Source organism: Solirubrobacter phytolaccae (genome assembly GCF_027587195.1).
Classification (GTDB): Bacteria; Actinomycetota; Thermoleophilia; order Solirubrobacterales; family Solirubrobacteraceae; genus Solirubrobacter; species Solirubrobacter phytolaccae.
In genome coordinates, this window is the sequence record NZ_JAPDDP010000008.1 from 17,651 (window position 1) to 35,894 (window position 18,244).

At 71.1% G+C, this 18,244-nt stretch carries 17 protein-coding genes; 8 read left to right on the forward strand and 9 right to left on the reverse strand.

Going from position 1 to position 18,244, the window contains the following annotated elements; genetic code table 11:
- Positions 1-70 precede the first annotated feature (70 nt).
- From OJ997_RS06235 to OJ997_RS06260, 6 genes are all read left to right on the forward strand, one after another.
- The gene (locus tag OJ997_RS06235; protein ID WP_270024198.1) at positions 71-439 is read left to right on the forward strand and encodes a DUF2934 domain-containing protein; all 369 of its coding nucleotides are present in this window, start codon (positions 71-73) and stop codon (positions 437-439) included.
- Between the two features lie 30 nt (positions 440-469).
- Positions 470-1,360, forward strand: a complete 891-nt coding sequence (locus OJ997_RS06240; RefSeq protein ID WP_270024199.1) for an aminoglycoside phosphotransferase family protein — start codon at positions 470-472, stop codon at positions 1,358-1,360.
- A gap of 172 nt (positions 1,361-1,532) precedes the next feature.
- Positions 1,533-3,212 (forward strand): DEAD/DEAH box helicase, encoded by a 1,680-nt coding sequence (locus OJ997_RS06245; RefSeq protein ID WP_270024200.1) that lies wholly within the window; start codon positions 1,533-1,535, stop codon positions 3,210-3,212.
- A gap of 13 nt (positions 3,213-3,225) precedes the next feature.
- Positions 3,226-3,639 (forward strand): HIT family protein, encoded by a 414-nt coding sequence (locus tag OJ997_RS06250; RefSeq protein WP_270024201.1) that lies wholly within the window; start codon positions 3,226-3,228, stop codon positions 3,637-3,639.
- A gap of 147 nt (positions 3,640-3,786) precedes the next feature.
- Positions 3,787-3,990, forward strand: a complete 204-nt coding sequence (locus tag OJ997_RS06255) for a cold-shock protein (RefSeq protein WP_202958008.1) — start codon at positions 3,787-3,789, stop codon at positions 3,988-3,990.
- A gap of 82 nt (positions 3,991-4,072) precedes the next feature.
- The gene (locus OJ997_RS06260; RefSeq protein WP_270024203.1) at positions 4,073-4,756 is read left to right on the forward strand and encodes a hypothetical protein; all 684 of its coding nucleotides are present in this window, start codon (positions 4,073-4,075) and stop codon (positions 4,754-4,756) included.
- On the opposite strand, the gene OJ997_RS06265 is transcribed toward OJ997_RS06260, so the two are convergent.
- From OJ997_RS06265 to OJ997_RS06275, 3 genes are all read right to left on the reverse strand, one after another.
- Entirely contained in the window at positions 4,707-6,743 is a 2,037-nt protein-coding gene (locus OJ997_RS06265; protein WP_505011399.1) for a diguanylate cyclase, read from the reverse strand. The two genes, OJ997_RS06260 and OJ997_RS06265, sit on opposite strands and share 50 nt — an antisense overlap.
- Before the next feature lie 210 nt (positions 6,744-6,953).
- The gene (locus tag OJ997_RS06270; protein WP_270024205.1) at positions 6,954-7,343 is read right to left on the reverse strand and encodes a hypothetical protein; all 390 of its coding nucleotides are present in this window, start codon (positions 7,341-7,343) and stop codon (positions 6,954-6,956) included.
- 14 nt (positions 7,344-7,357) lie between these two features.
- On the reverse strand, positions 7,358-7,627 hold the full coding sequence (locus tag OJ997_RS06275; protein ID WP_270024206.1) for a hypothetical protein: 270 nt from the start codon (positions 7,625-7,627) through the stop codon (positions 7,358-7,360).
- 54 nt (positions 7,628-7,681) lie between these two features.
- Between OJ997_RS06275 and OJ997_RS06280 the strand changes: the two genes are divergently transcribed.
- Positions 7,682-9,247: a glycosyltransferase gene (locus tag OJ997_RS06280; protein ID WP_270024207.1), complete on the forward strand. Its 1,566-nt coding sequence runs from the start codon at positions 7,682-7,684 to the stop codon at positions 9,245-9,247.
- Here OJ997_RS06280 and OJ997_RS06285 read toward each other — a convergent pair.
- Complete coding sequence (locus OJ997_RS06285) at positions 9,198-10,466, reverse strand: MFS transporter (protein ID WP_270024208.1); 1,269 nt, start codon at positions 10,464-10,466, stop codon at positions 9,198-9,200. The two genes, OJ997_RS06280 and OJ997_RS06285, sit on opposite strands and share 50 nt — an antisense overlap.
- Positions 10,467-10,523: 57 nt before the next feature.
- On the opposite strand from OJ997_RS06285, the gene OJ997_RS06290 reads away from it, so the two are divergent.
- A complete protein-coding gene (locus OJ997_RS06290; RefSeq protein WP_270024209.1) occupies positions 10,524-11,261 on the forward strand; it encodes a c-type cytochrome in 738 nt (245 codons plus the stop codon).
- Here the strand turns inward: OJ997_RS06290 and nhaA are convergent.
- From nhaA to coxB, 5 genes are all read right to left on the reverse strand, one after another.
- Positions 11,254-13,626 (reverse strand): Na+/H+ antiporter NhaA, encoded by a 2,373-nt coding sequence (nhaA, locus tag OJ997_RS06295; protein WP_270024210.1) that lies wholly within the window; start codon positions 13,624-13,626, stop codon positions 11,254-11,256. The genes OJ997_RS06290 and nhaA overlap by 8 nt on opposite strands.
- Positions 13,627-13,814: 188 nt before the next feature.
- Complete coding sequence (locus tag OJ997_RS06300; protein ID WP_270024211.1) at positions 13,815-14,432, reverse strand: cytochrome c oxidase subunit 3; 618 nt, start codon at positions 14,430-14,432, stop codon at positions 13,815-13,817.
- Entirely contained in the window at positions 14,433-15,263 is an 831-nt protein-coding gene (locus tag OJ997_RS06305) for a hypothetical protein (RefSeq protein WP_270024212.1), read from the reverse strand.
- 2 nt (positions 15,264-15,265) lie between these two features.
- Entirely contained in the window at positions 15,266-17,188 is a 1,923-nt protein-coding gene (gene ctaD, locus OJ997_RS06310) for a cytochrome c oxidase subunit I (protein ID WP_270024213.1), read from the reverse strand.
- Positions 17,188-18,180: a cytochrome c oxidase subunit II gene (gene coxB, locus OJ997_RS06315; protein WP_270024214.1), complete on the reverse strand. Its 993-nt coding sequence runs from the start codon at positions 18,178-18,180 to the stop codon at positions 17,188-17,190. The genes ctaD and coxB overlap by 1 nt, the downstream gene beginning before the upstream one ends.
- Positions 18,181-18,244: the final 64 nt, after the last annotated feature.

Below are 18,244 nucleotides of genomic sequence, written 5' to 3' on the forward strand. Positions count from 1 at the left end.
TTCCCCCGGTTCAGGGGGTTTCGCAAGCGCTTGGCGCGACGAACGCGCGGAGGCGGGCTTTACTGCGGGCATGACTACCCGCCGTCGCTGGGACGCTGAAACCATCCACGCCACCCTCGAGCCGATCGTCGCCGAGCTCGGTCGCTTCCCGAAGCGCGAGGAGCTCTCCGCTCGTGGCCTCTCTGGTCTGAGCACGGCCATGGGCAAGCTCGGCGGTGTAGCCGAGTGGCGCGCGCGCTTCGCCGAGGCCGCCCCCGCCGCTCCGGCCGCCGTGGAGGCTCCGGCCGCCGTGGAGGTCGTCGAAGTCGTCGAGGTCGTCGAGCTGCCGTACGAGGTCATCGCCGAGCGCGCGTACTACATCGCGCTCGAGAACCAGGGCGGCGACCCCGTCGACCACTGGCTCACGGCCGAGCGTCAGCTCGCCGGCGCCGCTGCGTAGCCCGCCGCACCCGTACGTAGGGTGGGGCGCGTGTTGGACGTCCCACCCGTGGTTCGCAACAAGGCGCTCGCCCTCGGCGCCGAAGACTGGCTCGCGGCGCTGCCCGCGCTGGTCGCCGAGCTCGCCGACCGCTGGTCGCTGACCCTCGGCCGCGTCTTCCCCGACGGCACCGAGGCGGTCGTGATTCAGGCCGGCCCCGAGGCCGTGCTCAAAGTGGGCCTGCCGACCGCCGAACGCGCCTCGGAGCTCACCGTCCTGCGCCTCGCGGACGGGCACGGCTGCGTCAAGCTCCTCGCCGCCGACGACGCCTCGGGTGCGATGCTGCTGGAGCGGCTCGGCCGCAGCCTGCACGAGGTGGGCCTGCCGATCGAGCGCCGGCACGCGATCCTCGTCGACACCGCGCGCCGCGTCTGGCGGCCCGCACCGGACGCCGGGCTGCCGACCGGGGCCGAGAAGGCGCGGACGCTCGCGGCCTTCATCCCGGCCACGTGGGAGCAGACGGGCCGCCCGTGCAGCGAGCGGGCGGTCGAGCACGCACTCGCCTGCGCGGCCCGGCGCGAGGCGGCCTACGACCCCGCGAAGGCCGTGCTCGTCCACGGCGACGTGCACGAGTGGAACGTGCTCGAGGCCGGCGACGGCGGCTGGAAGCTCGTCGACCCCGACGGCCTGCTGGCCGAGCCCGAGTACGACCTCGGCGTGCTCATGCGCGAGGACCCGGAGGACCTTATGGCGACCGGCGACCCGTTCGCCCGGGCCGACTCGCTCGCCGCCCGCACCGGCCTGGACGCCACCGCGATCTGGGAGTGGGGCGTCGCCGAGCGCGTCTCCACCGGCCTGCTCGCGACCCGCATCGAGCTGCAGCCCGTCGGCGCCCAGATGCTCGCCGCCGCGGACCGGATCGCGAAATTATGGAACCTTTGAGACGAACTTGATCAAGCCTTCGGCTCCGGTGCCGATTGTGGGTGCATGACCCAGATCGCCGCCGTTCTCATCCTGTCCGGTGCCAGCGCGTTCTTCGCGATGATGGCCTGGGCCGGGCAACATCACTCTTAGTCTCCAAGCCACGTCGCGCCCGCTAGCGTAAGGGCACGACGTGGCCGACGATGACGCAGCAATCACCTTTGCGGACCTAGCGCTCCGGGAGGAGCTGCTCACCGCCCTCACCCAGCTCGGCTACGAAGAGCCGACGCCGATCCAGCGCGAGGCGATCCCGCCCGTCGTGGAAGGGCGTGATCTGCTCGGGCAGGCCGCCACCGGCACCGGCAAGACCGCCGCCTTCGCGCTCCCGATCCTCCAGCGCCTGGACCGTGACGCGTCCGAGCGGTCGCCCGCCGCGCTGGTGCTCGTGCCCACGCGCGAGCTCGCGATGCAGGTCTCCGAGGCGATGCACAAGTACGGGCGCGGGCTGCGCACGCGCGTGCTGCCGGTCTACGGCGGCCAGCCGATCCGCATGCAGCTGCGCGCGCTCGAGCGCGGGGTGGACGTGGTGGTGGCGACGCCGGGTCGCGCCATCGACCACCTCAACCGCGGGACGCTGCGCCTGGACAAGATCGAGACCGTCGTGCTCGACGAGGCCGACGAGATGCTCGACATGGGCTTCGCCGAGGACCTGGAGGCGCTGCTGGAGGCCGCGCCCGAGACGCGCCAGACCGTCCTCTTCTCGGCGACGATGCCACCGCGCCTGAACGGCATGGTCAAGCGCCACCTGCGTGAGCCGGTGACGATCGAGATCGGCCGCGCCGACGTCGAGAGCGAAGCCAAGCGCGTCCGTCAGACCGCGTACATCGTCCCGCGCGCGAGCAAGCCCGCCGCGCTCGGCCGCCTGCTCGACGTCGAGCAGCCGACGGCCGCGCTCGTCTTCTGCCGCACCCGCGACGAGGTCGACACGCTGACCGAGACGCTCAACGGCCGCGGCTACCGCGCCGAGGCGCTGCACGGCGGCATGTCCCAGCAGCAGCGCGACCGCGTGATGAACCGGCTGCGCTCCGGCAACGCCGACCTGCTGCTCGCCACCGACGTCGCCGCCCGCGGCCTCGACATCGACCTGCTCACGCACGTCGTCAACTACGACGTGCCGGCCTCGCCCGAGGCCTACGTGCACCGGATCGGCCGCGTCGGCCGCGCCGGGCGTGAAGGCGTCGCGATCACGCTCGCCCAGCCGCGCGAGCACCGCATGCTGCGGACGATCGAGCACATCACCAAGCAGAAGATCAAGATCGAGAAGATCCCGACGGTCGCCGACCTGCGCGCCCGTCGCCTGGAGCTCACCCGCGCGGGCCTCGAGGAGTCGCTGCTCGAGGACGGTGACCTGGACCACTTCCGCGTCGTCGTGGAGACGCTGGCCGAGTCCTACGACGTGATGGACGTCGCCGCGGCCGCGGTCAAGCTCGCCCACGAGGCGAGCGGTGGCCCGGCTCCCGACGAGGAGGAGATCCCGGACGTCCAGCCGGCGAGCGATCGCGGCGCGCCCCGGGGCCGCGACGACCGCACCAAGCGCCCCGCCGGCAAGCGCGAGAGCGCGGGCATGACCCGCATCTTCATCGGCGCCGGCCGCGTCGCCGGCATCCGCCCGAAGGACCTCGTCGGCGCGATCACCAACGAGGCCGGCCTCGTCGGCCGGGACATCGGCGGGATCGAGATCGGCGACCGCTTCTCGCTCGTCGAGGTGCCCGAGGGCTCCGTCGACGGCGTGATCACCGCGCTGCGCGGCACGACCATCAAGGGCAAGAAGGCGACGATCCGCCGCGAGCGCTTCCAAAGTCCCAGGCGCTAAATAGGCTGGGGGGATGGCTGCTGACCCCGATTGCCTGTTCTGCAAGATCGTCGCCGGTGACATCCCGTCGACGCGCGTCTACGAAGACGAGCGGACGATCGCCTTCATGGACATCAACCCCGGCACGCGCGGGCATCTGCTCGTGATCCCGCGCGAGCACGCGAAGGACCTGCTGGAGATCGACCCGGAGGATCTGGCCGCCTGCGCACGCACCGCGCAGGTGATGGCCCAGCGCGCGAAGGAAGCCCTGAATGCCGACGGGATCAACCTGATCAACAGCTGCGGGCAGAAGGCCTGGCAGACCGTCTTCCACTTCCACGTGCACGTGATCCCGCGCTACGACGGCGACCCGCTGCGGCTTCCGTGGACGCCCGCTCCGGGCGACCGCGACGCGATCGCGCAAGCGGCAGAGCTCCTGAGCGCGTAGACATCTCCACACCCAGCAGGTGACGAACGCGGTTGCGCGCGCACTGCGCACATGTATAGCGTCTCCCACGTTGGGGCCGGACGCACCGACCGGTCGAAATAAGTGCGGCGTGGTTAGACGTCGAGCAGTAGTCAAGTGGGGTCATCTGTGGGCACCGGCACGGTCAAGTGGTTCTCGGACGAGAAGGGCTTCGGCTTCATCACGCCCGACGGGGGTGGGCGTGACCTCTTCGTCCATTTCTCCGGTATCACCGGCGACGGGTATCGATCGCTGAGCGAGGGCGCGAAGGTCACCTTCGAAGAAGAGAACGGGGACAAGGGCCCCAAGGCGATCAACGTTCAGAAGCTGTAGGTCGCCTGAGCGCGATGGAGAGAGCGATGGACCCGGGGGGAACCGCATCCCCCGGAGCCTCGTCGTGTTCAATGCGTGTGTGATGGTCCATCGCACGCTCAAATTCGCCGCGGCGACCTCAGTCGCGGCGCTGGCCGTTGCGTCTGCGCCCGCCTCCGCGAAAGTCATCGAGGTCGGCCGCACGGACGCCGCGCCGGCGTGTCCGGCCGCCCCTTGCCTCGCGGTCTCGCGCACCACCGGCTACCAGATCAAAGTCGGCGACGAGCGCAGCTCGTTCACCGTTCCCGAGGACGGGAAGATCGTTGCCTGGTCGATCAACCTCGGAAAGCCCACGGCCGAGCAGATCGCGTTCTTCGACAAGAACCTCGGCGGTCCGGCGTCCGCCCGGCTGACCGTCCTGCGCCTGGGCAAGACGCTCTACTCGCGCACCGTGACGCAGAGCCCGGTCCAGTTGCTGAAGCCCTACTTCGGTCAGACGGTGCAGTTCCCGCTGGGGCGCTCGCTCAACGTCAAGAAGGGTTATGTCATTGCACTGACAGTTCCGACCTGGGCTCCGGCGCTCACGCCGCTGCTCACGGACCACAGCTCGTGGCGCGCCTCGCGGGCCAAGGGCAAGTGCAACGACACCGGCATGCAGACCGCCCAGCAGTCGCTGAACACGGTCACCCAGTACCGCTGCCTCTACAAGGCGCGCCTCACCTACAGCGCGACGCTCGTCACCCGCCCGGCGCCCACCCCGGCGGACCCGCCGAGCGACGGGACGTAGGTTCCTTCGGGGGCGCGGCGGCGAGCTTCACACCCGCCGCGCGATCCGGGACCTGCGGCTTGTCGTGCCCGAGCAGGTCCAGCAGCGCGTCGATGACGTCCGGGTCGTACTTGGAGCCCGCGCCGGCGCGCAGCTCGTAGACGGTCTGGGCGGGCGTCAGCGCGGGACGGTACGGCCGCTCGGTGGTCATCGCGACGTAGGCGTGGCAGGCGAGGATCACGCGCGACCCGACCGGGATGCGCGCGCGCTCGAGCCCGTCGGGATAGCCCGTGCCGTTCCAGTGCTCGTGCTCGTGGCGGACGATCGGCGCGAGCGCCGCGAGCTCCTTCGTGCGGGCGAGGATCCGCTCGCCGACGATCGGGTGCTCGGACATGACCTCCCACTCCTCGCGGGTGAGCGGGCCGTCCTTCTCGAGCAGCTCCTCGGGCATGCCGAGCTTGCCGACGTCGTGCAGGAGCGCCGCGTGCGCGATCCGCTCCACGTGCCCTGAGTCCAGGCCGAGCATCATCGCGACGCCGCGCGCGAGCCGGACGAGCTCCTGCGTGTGCTCGTGCGTGTAGTTGTCGCGCTCCTCGATCGCCGCGGCCAGCGCCTGCACGGCGGCGGGCGAGCCCGAGCGCGACTGCAGCAGGGCGAGCTCGCGCTCCACCTCGGGGTTCGCGACCGCGACACGGCCCTTGCCGGTGCGCTTGGCGAGCATCAGCGCGCGGTCGGCCTGCTCGAGCAGCCCGTCCGAGTCCAGGCCGTCGTGCCAGGCGGCGACGCCGATCGAGCACTTGCCGCCGATCGCGTCGCGGCAGCGCTCGGCGACCTGCGCGGTCATCTCCTCGTCGGAGCCGGGGAGCAGCAGCACGAACTCGTCGCCGCCGTAGCGGGCGACCTGGTCGTACGGGCGCAGCTCGCCCTGCAGCGCGCGGGCGACGGTCCGCAGCAGCTCGTCGCCGGCGGCGTGGCCCTGGGTGTCGTTGACGCCCTTGAAGTCGTCGAGGTCGAGGATCACGGCGCCGAGCGGATGCCCGTCGCGGCGCGCGCGGGCGATCTCCTCGCGGATCCGCAGCTGCATCGCGCCGTGGTTGAGGACGCCGGTCAGCGCGTCCGTGCGGGCGACGTGCTGGACGTGCTCGAACGCCTCCGCGTTGCGGCAGGCGACGGTCGCGAGGCCCGCGATCGCCTCCAGCGTGCGCACGTCCTCGTCGTGCACGAAGCGCCGGCTCTTCCACGCCACCGACAGCGCGCCGCGCAGCTCGTCGTCCCAGTACATCGGGACCGAGACGGCGGTCATCAGCTCCGACCGCGCCGGGTGGTTGCGCATGCCGCCGAGCTGCTGGTAGTCCTGGGTGATGAACGGCTTGCCGGTCTCGAACACGCGGCCGGCCGCGCCCTCGCCGGGCTCGACGCGCAGGCCGACCCAGCTGGCGGGCACGCGGTAGCCCGCGGTGGCGACGGCGTCACCGTGCTCGAGGTCGGCGAGGTAGACGCCGGACTCGTCTCCGTCGAGGGCGAGCGCGGCCTCGTCGACGAGCGTCTGCAGCACCTCCTGGAGGTCCAGCGACTGGCCCAGCGCGCGGGCTGCCCGCACCACGGCGCGGTCCTGGAGCGAGCCGGTGGCGCGGCGCTCCTCGGCCTCCAGGCGCGCGTACCCCGCGGCGGCCTGGTCGGCGAGCAGCTGCGCGTCGCGGACGTCCTCCTCGCTGATCTCCCGGCGCTCGTCCCAGGCGATCAGCAACACGTCACGGATCTCGCCGTTCCAGGCGAGCGGCACGAACAGGGCGGAGGCGATGCCGTGCTGCTGCGCGCGGCCCGGGACGATCGCGTCGCTCGTCAGCGCGTCCGAGACGGCGAACGCGCGGCCGGTGCGCAGGACGGTGGCGGTGCCCGAGGGGCCCTCGTTGAAGCGCAGGTAGTCGTCGGCCTCGGTCGCCGGCCCGAACGCGCCGCGGTGGTCCTGGCTGATCGCCAGCAGGCGTGCGCGGTCGGCGCCGATCATGGTGCGCAGCGCACCTTCCAGGGCAGCGAACAACGGACCCGGGTTGGTGGCCGAGGCGGCGTGGTGGGCGACCAGACTGAGCGGGCAGCCGGCGCCGGCGCTGGTGTCCGTCGCAATGCGCAGTGGAATGCCTCTTCTACACCGAAGTAATCGGTCGACCTGACTCGGACTTGACCCGCGTCCTACCCGCCTTGCGGCGCTCGGAGACGCCTAGCAGGCGCCGGGGTTCTCGGCGCAGTAGTCCTCGAGGCCGTCGGGCGGCGTGCCCGTCTCCGGCGTCGTGTTCGTGGGCGGGGCCTCCTCGGTCGGGGGCGCCTCGGTGCCGCCCTCGGTCGTCCCGGTGGCGCCGGTCGCCTCCTCGCCGGTTCCGGCTTCGGGCGTCGGCGTCTCCTCCGCATCGGCGTCCGGGGTCTCGGTCGCGTCCGGATCGACGGTCGGCGTCGGCGTGGCGGCCGACGAGAAGCCGGCGCCGCTGCCGGGGACCTTCAGCTCGGGCGGGCCTCCGGGCACTTCGCGGTAGGCGACGCTGCTTCCGCCGCAGCCGGCGGCGATGAGTGCGAGCGCAGTGATTGACGCGGCGAGCCGCGGCGCGAGGCGCATACGGCGACCTCCTCTCAGCTGGGCAGCGCGGCCATGCGGCGGCCGCACGTGGGGCAGTCGTTCAGATCCTTCTGGGCGGGCTGATCGCACCAGTTGCAGAAGCGAAGTGTCTCCACGGCCCATGGCAGGCTGGACTTCGACGGCGGCAGCGGGAGCACCTTCCCGACGACCTCGAGCTCCTCGCCCGTCTCGTCGTCCGTGTAGACCTTGCCGAACTCTGCCGGGACAAGGAGCTCACGGCCCGTGGACGGCGCGCGGAGACGATAAAGCTGGCCCTCTGACATCGAGCGTGAGCGTAGCAGCGGTGTCGGCGGTCACGCCGCGTAGCCTGGTGGTCAGTGCGCGTTCTCATCTTCCACGGCTACCTGCTCCACGGGACCGGGTCCAACGTCTACAACGCGGAGCTCGGGGCGGCGCTCGTGCGGGGTGGGCACGAGCTGCACCTGCTGAGCCAGGAGCGCGATCCGTTCTCGCTGCCGTGGGTGGACGCCGCGGGGGACTGGGACGCCGGCGCCCTGCGGGTGCGGGTGCGGGAGCGCGAGGGCGTGGCGGCGGTGCGGGCCACGGTCTACCGGCCGGACATCGGCGGCGTGCTGCCGCTGTACGTCGCCGACCGCTACGAGGGCTTCGACGCGAAGCCGTTCCCGCAGCTGAGCGACGCGGAGCTCGACCACTACATCGCGAGCAACGTGGCCGCGGTGCGTGAGGTGGTCGAGCGTGCGCGGCCGGACGTCGCGCTCGCGAACCACCTGGTGATGGCGCCGCTGATCTTCGCGCGCGCGCTCGAGGACGTCCCGTACGCGATCAAGGTCCACGGCTCCGACCTCGAGTACGTCGTCAAGCCGCACCCGCGCTTCCGGCCGCACGCCGTCGAGGGCGCGGCACGGGCCAAGGCCTTCCTCGTCGGCTCCCGCCACACCGGGCAGACGCTGTGGGACGAGCTGGACGATCCTTCCGTGCCGCCACGCACCAAGCTGGGTCCGCCCGGCGTGGACGTGGAGCGCTTCACGCCGCGCGCGGTGGATCTCGGCGTGCTGCGGGAGCGGCTGGCGGCGATCGCGCCGGCCGCGGCGACGGGCTCGTCCTTCGACCGCGACACCGGCGAGGCGGTCGCGGCGCTGGACGCCGTGGAGCCGGGGGACCGGTTGATCGTCTTCGTCGGCAAGCTGATCGCGTCCAAGGGCGCGGAGCTGCTGCTGGCGGCGTTCCCGCTCGTGCTGGCGCGTGAGCCGCGGGCGCGGCTGCTGGTGGTCGGGTTCGGCGCGTTCCGCGAGCGCCTGGAGGCGTTCGTCGACGAGCTGGCGTCCGGCACCGTGCGCGAGGTGCGCGGGGAGGACGGGCGTGAGCTGCCGGAGCTGGCGGCGTTCCTCGCCGCGCTCGACGAGTCTGCCGCGTCGGCCGGCCCCGCCGGCGCCGGCCGGCCGACGTCGCTCCCGCTCAGCGCGGCCGCGTACTTTGAAGCGGCCGCCGCGGCGGCCGGGCGCGTCGGCTTCGCGGGGCGCCTCGATCACGACGAGGTCGCGGACCTGCTGCCCGCCTGCGAGGCGATGGCGGTCACGTCGACGTTCCCGGAGGCGTTCGGGATGGTCGCGGCCGAGGCGGCGGCCTGCGGGGCGCTGCCCGTGGTGGCGAACCACTCCGGGCTGGGCGAGGTCGCGCGGACGCTCCGCGGCGCCGTGCCCGAGGAGGCGCGCGGCTGGCTGTCGTTCGAGCTGGGCGACTCGTCCGTGGTGGAGCTCGCGGATGCGCTCAGCGGCTGGCTGGCGGCGCCCGACGACCTGCGCGAGCGCACGCGCGCGGCGATCGTCGAGACGACCCGAGCCCGCTACTCGTGGGAGGGCGTGGCCCGGACGGTCATCGCCGCGGGGCGTGGGGAGCTCGACGGTCTGCCCGATCCGCTCTGACGTGCCAGGCCGCGGTCGCGAGCGCGACGGCCGCGATGAAGCCCGCGTAGCCGGCCACTGCGGCGCCGAGTGAGACGACGAGGGTCAGGAGCCCGATCGAGATCACCGCGGTCGCCACGCCCAGGTAGATGAGCGTGTACGAGGCGGCGTTGACCGCGCCGCGACGGTCGGGCGGGGCGGCGTGGTTGAGCTGCGCCTGCGCGGCCAGGAACGCGAGCCCGTGGCCCGTCCCGGTCAGCAGCGCGGCGACGAGCAGCGCCGCCAGGCTCTCGGCCGGGAACGCGAGGGCGAGCGCACCGAGCCCGGCGGCGACGAGCACCAGCCCGAGCGCCTGGTCGCGCTCAGGAGCCCGCGCGCGCCCGCGTACGGCGATCTGCGCCACGCACGACGTCGCGAGCATCGTCCCGCTGATCGCGCCCAGCAGCGCGAGATTCCCCGTGTCCAGCAGCTCCCCGGCGTAGCTCGGCACCACCGACAGGAAGATCGACGCCGTCGCCCACACGGCGGCCCCGGTCAGGCTGACCCGCACGAACAGCGACCGGATCTCCACCGGCACCCCCGGCCGCTCAATTCTAAAGAGGGACTGTCCCTCTTTAACTTTCGCGGGCTCTGCGGCGGGCTTCGCGGCCCGCCGCCGGCGCCGCGCGAACATAAAGCGGGACTGTCCCTCTTTAGGTTCGGGGATCGCCAGGGCGGCGGCCGTGGCGGCGATGCCCAGGGCCGCGAAGAGGGCGAACGGGAGCACGAGGCGGTGCGGGGCCCACTGGGCGAGCAGGCCCGCGATGACCGGGCCCGAGCCGCTGCCGCCCGCCTGGGCGAGCGAGGTGAAGAGCGCGGCGCGGTCTTCGCTCGGGGCCGGGGCCAGCTCGACCAGCGCGGCCGCCGCGGCGCCCGCGATCATCCCGACCGCCAGGCCCTGCAGGGCTCGCGCCGCGAACAGCCACGGCAGGCTCTGGGCGGCCGCGAACGTGAGCAGGCCGACCGTCGCCGTCGCGAAGCCCGCGGCCATCACGCGGCGGCGGCCGTAGCGGTCCGACAGCTGGCCGAACACGAGCAGGGCGGGCGCGAGCACGAGCATGTAGGTCGCGAACACGACCGTCAGCACCGCGCTCGAGAAGCCGAACTCGCGCTCGTAGAGCGCGTACAGCGGCGTCGCCAGGTTCGCCCCGGCCATGACCACGAACCAGGCCGTCGCGACCACGAGGAAGGGCACGCGCATGACACGGCAGCCTAGGCGGCGGCTCCCTCGTCCCCGTGTCTGGTTAGGATGCCGCAGATGAGGAGAGAGCTGGCGTGGATCGTCGGGGTCGTGTCGGCGTCGAGCGTCCTCGCGGGCTGCCAGCTGAAGGACAGCAACGCGAACATGGTCAACGGCAAGCAGCTGTTCGTCCAGGAGTGCGCTGCTTGTCACACGCTGCAGCGCGCGGGCGCGACGGGCGTCTCTGGGCCGAACCTGGATGCGGCGTTCGCGCAGTCCAAGAAGGACGGCCTGGGGGAGAGCACGATCGAGGGCGTGATCTACGGCCAGATCCTGCACCCGAACAAGAACCCGCAGCTCAACACGCAGAAGAAGGGCGAGACGACGCCGCAGATGCCCGCGAACCTCGTGACGGGCCAGGACGCGAAGGACGTCGCGGCCTACGTCGCCTTCGCCGCCAGCAAGAGCGGCGAGGACGAGGGCAAGCTCGCCGGCGTCGGCGCCTCCAAGGCCGAGGGCACCGCCACGGCCGAGAACGGTGTCCTGGACATCCCGGTCGCCGCCTCCGGCCTCGCCTACAAGTTCGCGGACGCCGAGGCCGAGGCGGGCAACGTCAAGTTCACGTCGGAGAACCCGCAGCCCGTGGACCACGACATCGCGGTCACCGGCAACGGCGTGGACGCCAAGGGCGAGATCGTCACCAACGGCGGCGTCTCCGAGTTCAGCGCCGACCTGCAGCCCGGCGAGTACGTGTTCTTCTGCTCCGTGCCCGGCCACCGTGAGGGCGGCATGGAAGGCAAGCTCACCGTCAAGTAGCGTCGCGCTGCGCGGCGAGCGCGAGCAGTCGCGCGCGCCGCAGCAGGTACGCGCGCGACACGATGTCCCGCAGCTCGCCGTCGGCGCCCAGCGCGTCGGCCAACCGGGCGGCGGGCACGACGACGACCTCGCCGTCGCGGGCGCCCACGGCGGTCGTGAGGGTCACGTCGCCGCGGAGCAACGCCAGCTCGCCGATGAAGCTGCCCGGGCCGTGCACGCGCCCGACGCGGTTGAGCGTGCCGTAGCCGTCGACCATCGCGACGGCGCCGGAGACCACGACCACGAAGTCCGCGGCCGGGTCACCCGTGCCGAACAGCGGCTGGCCCTGCAGGATCGGCCGGCGCTCGCCGAAGCGTTCGAGCGTCGTGATCTGCGCCTCGGTGAGACGCGGGTAGTCGTCGCTGGTCCGCTCGGCGACCATCCGGTCGATCAGCGCGAGGTCCACGCCCTGGCCGTCCGGGCCACGCAGACGGCCGATCGCGGGGAGCGAGGGGTCCGCGGCAGGGAGGGGCGCCGGGGCCCCCGGAGGCGGCGCGTCGCCGACCAGGGCGGCGGCGAGCGCGTCGGCGTCGTAGCGCCCGAGCAGGCGGGTGCCGTTGATGAAGAACGTCGGCGTCCCGTCCGCGCCGCTCGCCTCCGCGCTGGCGACGTCGGCCCGCACGCGCGCCGCGTGCTCGCCGGAGCCCAGGGCGCGGGTGAAGCGCTCCACGTCGAGGCCGAGGGCGGTGGCGTGGTCGACGAGGTCGGTCGCCGTGAGCCGGTCCTGGTGGGCGAAGAGGCAGTCGTGCATCTCCCAGAAGAAGCCCTGCTCGCCGGCGGCCTCGGCCGCTTCCGCCGCGAGCTCGGCGTGCGGGTGCACGTCCGGGAGCGGGAGGTGGCGGAACACGTACCGCAGCTGGTCGCCGAAGCGCGCCCGCACCTCCTCGACGGCGCCGGTGGCCCGCCCGCAGAACGGACACTCGAAGTCGCCGTACTCGACGAGCGTCAGCGGCGCGTCGGCCGGACCGCGGATGTGGTCGGTCGCCGGGTCGACCGGGCGGTCGAGCGTCATCGGCGGCGCGTCGTCGTCCTCGTCGGCGAGCCGCTTGTCGATCGCGAAGATCGCCCAGCCGAGCGTCAGCGCGATCAGCGAGGCGGCGAGGATGCCCACGCGCGCCTCGTCGGCCAGCTCCTGCGAGTCGAACGCCAGGTCGGCGACGAACAGCGAGATCGTGAACCCGATCCCGCCGAGCGCCGCGCCGCCGAGCAGCTCACCCGGGCGGATCCGGCCGGGCAGCTGGCCGAGGCCGAGCCGCACGCCCGCCAGGCTCATCGCGCCGATGCCGAGCAGCTTGCCGCCCGCGAGGCCGACGATCACGCCCCAGGTGACCGGTGACGAGAACGCCTGCTCGAGCAGCTCGCCGTCGATCGCAACGCCGGCGTTGGCCAGCGCGAAGACCGGGATGATGAAGAAGCTCGACCACGGGTGTAGGAGCTCCGTCAGCCGCTCGTTCGGCGACACCGCGCGCTCGACCGAGAGCTTCGCCGACCGGGCGAGCGCCGGCAGCGGCGACTGGCCGAACGCCCGCGCCAGCGCGCCCGCCTCGCGCACGTCCTCGGCGCGGGGTGCGTACGCCGAGACGCACAGGCCGAGCACGACGCCCGCGAGCGTGGGGTGGATGCCGGACTCGACCATCGCCACCCACAGCACGAGGCCGACCACGAGGTAGACGGGGCCGCGGAACACCCGCACGCGGCTGACCAGGACCAGCGCCAACACGCACAGGGCGGCGACGAAGATCGGCGTGAAGGTCACGTCCTCGGAGTAGAAGACGGCGATCGCGAGCAGCGCGCCGATGTCGTCGACCACCGACAGCGACAGCATGAAGACCCGCAGGTGTGCCGGGAACCGCGGGCCGACCACCGCCAGCGCCCCGAGCACGAACGCCGTGTCCGTGGCCATCGCGATCCCCCAGCCACGCGCCGCCTCACCGCTCGGGTTGAACGCCAGGTAGACGAGCGCGGGCACCACGAGCCCGGCGACCGCACCCAGGGCCGGGATCGTGAACCGCGTGCGGTCGGTCAGCTCGCCCATCGACAGCTGGCGCCGCAGCTCCAGCCCGATGACGAAGAAGAACAGCACCATCAGCCCGTCGTTGACCCAGTGCCGCAGATCGTGGTCGTAGGTGAAGAAGTCGCCGATCTTCAGCGCGACGTCCATGCCCCACAGGTCCTCATACAGCCCCGAGAGGGGAGAGTTGGCCCAGACGAGCGCGAGGATCGTCGCAGCGAGCAGCAGCGCCGCGCCGCCGGTCTCGGTGTGGAGATAGCTACGGAGCGGCGCGGCGAACTGGCCGACGAGCTCCCGCGTGGAGGACCGCGTCATCGACGCGGGAGAATGACGGATCCGTCCGCGTCACGTGGATGGGTGCGAGCACCCATCCACGCTCGCCGTCGGCTACAGCGCCTGGATGACCAGCGCCGCGACGAGCACGACCGCCGCGACGGCGAGCACGTAGAGCAGGACGCGGAAGGCGTCCCGCTCGTGCTTGAGCGGGTTGAAGCCGCGCTCGCTCAAATGATGTAGACGGTCAGGTACACGACGATCCACATGACGTCGACGAAGTGCCAGTAGATGCCCGGCACTTCGAAGCCGAGGTGGTGGCCGGACGAGTAGTGGCCGCGGAAGGAGCGGATCGTGACGAAGGCCAGCAGCATCAGGCCGATCGACACGTGCGCGCCGTGGAGGCCGGTCAGGCCGTAGAAGATCGTCCCCTGCGCGTGGTCCTGGGGCGAGAAGCCGATGTGGACGTACTCGTTGATCTGGATGAACAGGAACGTCAGGCCGAGCAGGAAGGTCGCGACCATGCCGAGCTGCAGGCCCAGGCGGTTGTCCTTGCGGATCGCCTCCTGCGCGTAGTGCAGCGTGAACGAGGAGGACACGAGGATCGCGGTGTTGAAGCCGGCGATCAGCTTGGGCAGGTGGTCGCCCTCGGCCGGCCATTCGGCGCCGCCCACGACCCGGATGAAGAAGTAGGCCGTGAAGAAGGCCCCGAAGACCATGATCTCCGAGATGATGAAAAGCAGCATCCCGAGCGTGGCCGGGTCCACCCGCGAGGAGCGGTTGGCCGGCGGCGGCCCGTGATGGTGATCGTCGTGCTCGGCTGACCCGAGGTGAGCGGCTGCTGCCACCTAGGCCCCCGCGGTCTCGTTCACGTGCGCCTCGATGTGCTCGACCGGCAGGTGCGCGCTGTCGCGGACGCGGTCCACGAGCTTGTCCGCGACCCACTGGGACGAGCCCTCGGGGAGCGTCGAGATGAGGATGTCGTGCACGTAGAAGTACTGGACGGCGTTCATGATCGCCGTGTACGGATCGGGGTCGCCGATCATGCCGGCGGCGATGATCCCCGAGTCGTCCAGGGAGGCGAGCAGGCGCCGGCCGCGCTGGCGGGCCTCACGCACGCCCTCGCCCGAGGTGACGTCCTGCGGGACGATGAGCACGTAGCGCTTGGGCTTGGAGCCCTCTTCCGCCATCGCCTTCAGGCGCTCCACGAGCTCCGGCGCGGCCGAGGTGAGGTTGGCGACCACGAGCGTGACGTCGAACGGCAGGCCGTCCTTGTCGATATCGACGATGACGTGCTCGACCGGGACGCCCGTCTCGTCCTCGAGGCGCTCGATGATGTCGCGCTTGGTCCACGAGGACGTGTTGACGGGCTTGGTGCCGACGATGATCTCGTCGATCGGCTGCGCCCGGAACGCGTCCATGGCCGCGTTGAACGGGTCGGCGTCGCCGACCTCGCCGTCGCCGACGGCGCCGAGGTCCCGGATGTACTCGACCGCGAGCTCCATCCGCACCTGGGCGCTGTCGCGCACGACGTCGTCATAGATGACGTTGCCGTGGCGGGGACGGGTCTGCGGCACGACGACGAAGAAGCGCGATCCTTCCTCGGCCCGCTCCTTGATCCGGTTCAGGAGCGCCCCACCGGCGATGGTCTCGTTGGCGAGGATGAGCACGGTCGGCACGGCTAGACCCCTTCCTCAGCCGACGAAGCGCCGGCCGCTTGCTTTGGCCGCGCCTCTTCGGCGGGCTCCATGATCCCGTGCACATGGCCGGGCACCCCGTACTCGTACGGGCCACCGACGACGGTCGGGATGCGGTCGAAGTTGAAGATCGGCGGCGGCGACGAGACCTGCCACTCGAGCGTGAACGCCCGCCACGGGTTGGCCGACGCGCGCGGACCACCGCGCCACGACGAGACCATGTTGTAGAGGAAGATCAGCGTCGAGAGCCCGAGCACGAACGAGCTCAGCGAGATGAACAGGTTCCACGCCGCGAACTCCTCGGCGTAGTCCGCCACGCGCCGCGGCATGCCCTTCACGCCCACGAGGTGCATCGGGCCGAACGTCGCGTTGAAGGACACGAACGTCAGCCAGAAGTGCGCCTTGCCGAGCCGCTCGTCGAACATCCGGCCCGTCATCTTCGGGAACCAGTAGTAGACGCCGGCGTAGATCGTGAACAGCGAGCCGCCGTAGAGCACGTAGTGGATGTGGGCGACGATGAAGTAGGTGTCCGAGACGTAGATGTCCATCGGCACCATCGCGAGGATCACGCCCGAGATGCCGCCCAGCGTGAACATCGTCAGGAAGCCGAGCGCCCACAGCATCGGGGTGTCCAGGTGCAGGACGCCCTTCCACAGGGTCGCGAGCCAGCTGAAGATCTTGATGCCGGTGGGCACCGCGATGATCGCGGTCGTGACCATCATCGGGATGCGGATCCAGTCCTGCATGCCCGAGACGAACATGTGGTGCGCCCAGACGGTGAACCCGAGCAGCACGATGGCCAGCAGCGAGAACGCCATCATCCGGTAGCCGAAGATCGGTTTTCGCGACTTCACCGACAGGATCTCGGAGATGATCCCGAAGCCCGGCAGCATCATGATGTAGACCGCCGGGTGCGAGTAGAACCAGAAGACGTGCTGGTACATCAGCACGTCGCCGTCCTTCTCGGGCCGGAAGAAGTTGAAGCCCAGCGCGTAGTCGAAGAGCACGAAGAACTGCGACGCGGCGACGAACGGCGTGGCGATCACGACGAGCAGCGACGTCGAGAAGTTCGCCCACACCAGCAGCGGCATCCGCCAGAACGACATGCCCGGCGCGCGCATGGTGATGATGGTCACCAGGAAGTTCAGGGCGGTCGCGATCGACGACACGCCCGCGAACTGCACGCCGATCGTGAAGAACATCTGCCCGAGTGGGGCGGAGGTCGAGAGCGGCGCGTACGCCGTCCAGCCGGTGGAGAACGACCCGCCCGGCGCCACGAACGACGCCGTCATCATGATGCCGGCGATCGGCAGCATCCAGAACGACAGCGCGTTCAGGCGCGGGAACGCCATGTCCGGCGCGCCGATCATCAGCGGCAGCACGTAGTTCGCCAGCCCGGCGAACACCGGGATGATGAACAGGAAGATCATCAGCGACGCGTGGACGCTGAACAGGCCGTTGAACGCGTTGGCGTCCACGAACTGCGAGCCGGGCGCGGCGAGCTCTGCGCGCACGAGCATCGCCAGCAGGCCGCCGATCATCATGAAGAAGAACGACGTGACGACGTACTGGATCCCGATCACCTTGTGATCGGTGTTGACCCGGAAGTAGTCGGTCCAGGAGGTCGCGCCGTGACCGGAGTGATCCTCGGCGCGCTCCTTCTTGCCGGCCGCCCAGTAGAACCAGTAGTCGAACGCGCCGAGCCCGATCAGGAACCACAGCGGGGCGATCAGCAGCGACAGCAGGAGGATCGCGTTCTGGGCCTTCGTCGTGATTCCGCCGTCCGCGAAGACGGGGAACCCGTAGGCCTCACGCGCGGCGATGATGATCGCGGCGCAGAACAGCGTGCCGAGAACGAGGAAGAACCCCGCCCGCGGAAGTCCAGGTGCGCGGAGTCGAGCCGTCATCACCCCTCCTTGGTCACTTCCGAAAGGTACTTCGCCAGCGCGTCGACACCGTCGGCACCCAGGCGCTGGCCGTAGTCCTTGGGCATGGTGTCGGAGTACCCGTTGGCGATCTCCGCACTCGGGTCCTCGATCGACGTCTTGATGAACGCCTCGTCCTTGCCGGCCAGGACCTCGTCGAGGTTCGGGCCGACGGTGGCGTTCGTGCCCGCGTCCGCGAGCGTGTGGCAGCCGCCACAGCCGTTGGACGTGAACAGGCCCTTGCCGTTGTCACCGCCGCCGCCACCGGCGGGCGGCGCGGGCGGCTTGGCGGCCTCTTCGAGCCAGCTCGCGAAGTCCGCCTCGGTCTGCACGACGGCCGTGGCGCGCATCGTCGCGTGCCCGAGCCCGCACAGCTCGGCGCAGACGATCGGGTACTCGCCGAGCCGGTTGGGCGTGACGCGGTAGGTCACGTTGATCCCGGGCACCGCGTCCTTCTTCATGCGGAAGGCCGGAATCCAGAAGTCGTGGAGCACGTCCTTGGCCTGCAGCGTGAACTTCACCGGGCGGTCGATCGGCAGGTGCAGCTCCGTCGCGGAGATCTCCTTGCCGTCCTCACCCGGATAGAAGAACGTCCAGGCGAACTGCTCGCCGACGACGCGGACCTCCATCGTGTTCGCCTGCGCCTTCTCGACGTCCGTGAGGACGATGAAGGCGTAGGTGCACAGGCCGACCAGCAGGATCGCCGGGATCGCCGTCCAGACGACCTCCAGCTTCGTGTTGCCGTGGATCGGCGGCCCGTCGAGCTCTTCCTCCCCCGGACGCATCCGGAACTTGACGACGCTGAAGAGCACCACGACCGAGACCCCGACGAACACGGGGACCGACGCGATGATCAGGACGTCCCACAGAGTGTCGATCGGCTTCGCCTCTTCCGAGGCGGCGACCGGAAACCAGTCGATGAGCAGGCCAGCGGCAATACCGAGGATCGATGCAACGACCCCGATGCCGAGCATCTGCTTCCAGTCTGCACGTGCGTGCGGGCGCTCCGGTCGAGGACCGGTCTGCGCGAGACTTCTC